Here is a 4,383-nt window from a genome sequence, read left to right as displayed (position 1 = left end):
CCTCCCGCCGGCCCCGACGACGACGCCGACCACTGCCGGTCCGACGTCTGCGGATCATGCTGATTGCCTGATCGGCGAGCGCGAACATGAGTCGACCGATCGGATCGCCCCGACCTCGATCAGTGTGAACAGCCCGAACACTGATCGCTCGCGCCCGAGCATCGCCGAACTGGCCCGCCATCAGATCGCGATCAATACCGACAACCGATCGGCGACGGATGGCGTGCTCGCCGTCCGGCCGGACGCTGCCCGAGACTCCGTTGCCGCTGCTGTTCGCCGCGAACGGCGCAAGGTGAGCCGAGCCACGCGTAACCATCTATCAGGACCTGGGTGAGGGCGTGGTGCGGCAGTGCCTGGAAGGACGAACTGCCTGAAGGCCTCGGCATCTACACGGACGGCGTCTTCCTGAAGCACGCCACGGCCGAGGACGGGCTGGGCGGCCTGGCCGCCTGCGTCGCCAATGCCCTGCGGCTTGTCACCGGCCTGCCGCTCGCTGGCTAGGTCGCCACGCACCAGCCCGGACGGCCGATCCGCCGTGGGGCTGGGGCGCTATCGGCGCCGGGCAGCGGACGCCCCTCGCCAACCACGAGAACATCAACCGGAAGGACTCGCCCATGGTCTACGGAAGCAAGGGCAAGGGGCACGCGCGCCCTGTCGGGGGAACGTCGCCCTGGCTACACACGATGAAGAACCCGGCGAGCAGGGGTTCCAGTTCGCACTGTGGTCCGCGGGTGAAGACGAGCCGTTCAACTCCTACGGCGATCTCGGAGACGCAACCGACGCTCTGGAGACGCTCGTTGACCGGCACCTCGCTGACAATGAGCACGAGGGCTGCGGACCGGACATCTCGTCCCACGGGTACTGGGTTGAGGACCGCGTACCCGATGGCACTCAACCCCCGCGCACTGCCGAACTCGCCCGCAGGGCGGCCCACATCATCGGGTCGGGATGGACCTCGGTCCCGTGTCACCTGCTCGACTCCGCAGGGGAGAACGTCGGGGTAGGCGTCGCCCAGGTGGGCGAGCTGTACGTTTGCGGGCACACCTCCCTGGAGCCACAGTACGTCGAGGACGGGACCCCCGTGCCGGAGGACGAGGAAGCGCTCGCGGCCGTTGCCCAACGTGTCGACGAACTCGCCCGTCGCATGAACTGACGAGCCAGCCGAGCGCGGCTTCGTCATGTGTGGACAACGGTCGCTCCACTCAATCCAGATTCGCAATTGCTATGCACCCTGGTCGAGATTGGTTGGTTGTTGTGGCTGGGAAACAGTACGATCGAGATCGTTAGATTTGCATGGGCAAAGGTACCTCCCCTTCGGGGAGGTACGACTTCGCCGGAGTGACGGGCCGAGGGGAGGTGTGGCGGGATGGCTTGGGTGACGGCGCTGGTGGCCGACGAACAGATCGAGTACCGCCTCACCGAGCACTCCGGCTGTTACGTCCAGCCCGGTGCGGAGCTCGCCGCACCGGCGGGTGACCCGCAGGTTGACTACCGCATGGTGAGCGCCGATGTCGGCGGTCTCGTGTGGATCGGCGAGGGACTGGCCGTCGTCGGTCAGACTCCTGGGACCGTCCTTGATGAGGCGGGCAGGGAAGCCGCACGGATGATCACCAGCGGCATTCATCCCCAGACCGGGGAGCGTCTGGTCCAGGCCGAACTGCGCGCCCACCCCCGTTCCCAACTGGCCGGTGCCCGCCTGGTTGACGCGGTCGAGACCGCCGCGGCCGTCGCCGGCGTCGAGCCGCTGGACCTGTTCACGGGGAAGCCGAAGCAGGCTGCTCTCTGGTCCACACTGGTTCGGATGGTGCAGCAGAAGGGCGAGCGGCACCGACTCCATGTCGACTCCCTGCGCCGCCTTGCCCGTGCGGCGAACATCGCATTGGAGACGGTGTACGAGCCGGAGAAACTCGCCGAGGCACGCGCCCACGAAAGTAAGCGGGTCAACGTGCGCGTGCGGGCCTACGACACGGTGGCCGATCTCGACAAGACCACGTCCGCGCTGTGGGCTCTGCTCGGTGAGGAGCGCGAGGGGGAGTTCCGCGCTCTGGTCCACCAGGCGAAGCGTGAGGCGTTCGCGGAGCTGGAGCGTTGGATCGCCTACAGCGTGGCGAGCGAGGACGGCAAGAAATACCGGATCGCGACCGGTGGTCTGCTCGGCTGGAGTGTGGAGCACCAGTCCGCGAGGCCGGTCGATGACACCCCTGGTGACCCGCATCTTCATCTGCATCTGGTCATCGCCAACATGGCGCGCTGCGAGGACGGCGAGTGGCGGGCCATCGCCAACGGCGGCACCGATCTCTACCGGCACGCCAGGGCGTTCGACGGGCTGTTCAAGGCGCGGGTGCGGGCGCTGGCCCACGAGCGGTTCGGCGTGCGGTACGAACGCGACGGGCGTACGGGGGCATGGGCGATTGCCGGGGTGCCCGAGGATCTGCGTGAGCACTTTTCGCGCCGGGCAGCGCAGGTCGACGCGCTGGCGGGCGCGGATGCGGGCCGGGAGGAGAAGCTGCGGGTGTCGGCGCAGACCCGTCACGCCAAGCACGACAGCGGCGTGATCGACCTTCGGGCGGAGTGGCGGGAGCGTGCCGAGGGTCTGGGGATCGACGTGGACGCCATGGTCGCGACAGCGGCGCCCGGACCCGGAGGTCCCGGTCAGGAGCTCGGGGTGGACAGGCCGGATGGGCCCAAGGTGCCTGCGCCCGGGGAGATCGCGGCCGAGATCTTCCATCCGGAGAAGGGGTTGACCGCGCACGAGAAGGAGTTCAGCCGGGCGCAGGCGCTGGCGGCCGTTGCTGACGCCTGCCCTCATGGTCTGCCCGCCGGTGACCTCGAAGGACTGACCGACCGTGTGCTGGCGGTCGAGGGCTACGCGAAGCGGCTGCCGGACCGTGGGTCGAAGCTGATGTCGTCGGCCGACCGGTTCACCACCGAGGACCTGATCGCCGCCGAGGCGCAGATCAGGGCGCAGACGAAGGCGCGGTTCAACGACGGCTCCGTCCGTCTGGAACCGGCAGCGGCACGGACGGCGATCTCGATTTTCGAGGTCACGGCCGGTTACTCGCTGTCGCAGGAGCAGCGCGCGGCTGTTGAGCGGCTGCTGACGGCCGGGCACGGCATTGATGCGCTGGTCGGTGTCGCGGGGGCGGGTAAGACGTCGCAGATGCAGGCGTGCCGGATCGGGTGGGACGCGGCCGGGTTGGTGTGTGCCGGTGCGTCCTTGTCGGCGGTCGCTGCCGACAACCTGGCCGAGGGTTCCGGGATCCCCTCACGGACCCTCGCCTCGTGGATGCACCGCATCGAGACCGGCAGTGGGTTGGCCGGTATCGACGTCATGGTCATCGACGAGGGGGTGATGACGGATGACCGGACGCTGGCGGTCCTGCTGGCCGAGGCCGCCCGCACCGGGACAAAGGTGGTGTCGGTGGGGGACCCGCAGCAGCTCCAGGCGATCGGTGCGGGCGGCGGCTTCGCCGAGATCCACCGCCTGGTCGGCGGGCACACCCTGACGACCAACCGCCGCCAGAGGGACGCCGGGGAACGCGCGGCCCTGGCCCAGTGGCGGACCGGGCCGGCCGGGCGCGAGAAGGCGCTGACGATGCTCGCCGACGGCGGGCGGATCCACGCCACCGACACCGCCGACGAGGCCCGCGCGCAGATCCTGTCCACGTGGGACGTGCTCCGGAAACAGTGGAGCGATCCGCACGACCTGGTGTCGAACCTCGTGGTGCTCGCGACGCTCAATGCCGACGTCGACAAGTTCAACGCCGGTGCCCAGGCCGTGCGTCGCGCGGCGGGGGAACTCGGCGACCAGTACACCTACGCCCAGCCCCGCGGACAGCGGCTCACACTCGCCGTCGGCGACCTGGTGCGGGTACGGCAGAACGACTACCGCTCGCGCCGCAACCAGGGGCCCGATGTCCTCAACGGCTACCGGGCTTGCGTCACCGCGATCGACGCCCAGCACCGGGTGGAGATCACCTGGCGCCGCACCGGCCCCGACGGACAGGTCCGCCACCACCGGGCGTGGATGACTCCCGGCCAGATCGCCGAAGGTGCCCTGTCGCTGGGGTATGCGATGACGATCGCCTCCTCCCAGGGCCTGACCGTGCACACCAATCTGCTCTACGGGCTCGGCGCGGACGCCTACAGCCTCTACCCCGGCATCACCCGGGGCGAGTTCGAGAACCACATGTGGCTGCCGGTCGCCGGGCTGGAGGACGAGGCGACCCGCCTGCGGCTCGGTGAGCCGCGCAGCGAAGCCGACATGCTGATGCGCGCCGTCGACGGATGCGCCGAATTCCTGAGACAGAGCCGGCCGACCGGCATGGTCACCGACCTGCTGCGCAAACCGCCGGAGCCGCTCGGCCCGCCCGCCCCCACAGC

At 69.4% G+C, this 4,383-nt stretch carries 3 protein-coding genes; all 3 read left to right on the top strand.

Features of this window, described 5'->3' with window-relative positions; all coding sequences use genetic code 11:
- A partial coding sequence (locus GXP76_RS34295; RefSeq protein ID WP_242575530.1) for a hypothetical protein occupies positions 1-334 on the top strand: 334 nt, incomplete at its 5' end.
- A complete protein-coding gene (locus GXP76_RS34290) occupies positions 331-501 on the top strand; it encodes a hypothetical protein (RefSeq protein ID WP_242575529.1) in 171 nt (56 codons plus the stop codon). The genes GXP76_RS34295 and GXP76_RS34290, both read left to right, overlap by 4 nt.
- 865 nt (positions 502-1,366) lie before the next feature.
- On the top strand, positions 1,367-4,383 hold a 3,017-nt coding region (gene mobF, locus GXP76_RS34285; protein ID WP_242575528.1), incomplete at its 3' end, for a MobF family relaxase.

The organism is Streptomyces sp. NP-1717, from assembly GCF_022695985.1.
GTDB lineage: Bacteria > Actinomycetota > Actinomycetes > Streptomycetales > Streptomycetaceae > Streptomyces.
Note: the sequence above shows the minus strand (reverse complement) of the source record. Positions and strands in the feature narration are given on the sequence as shown.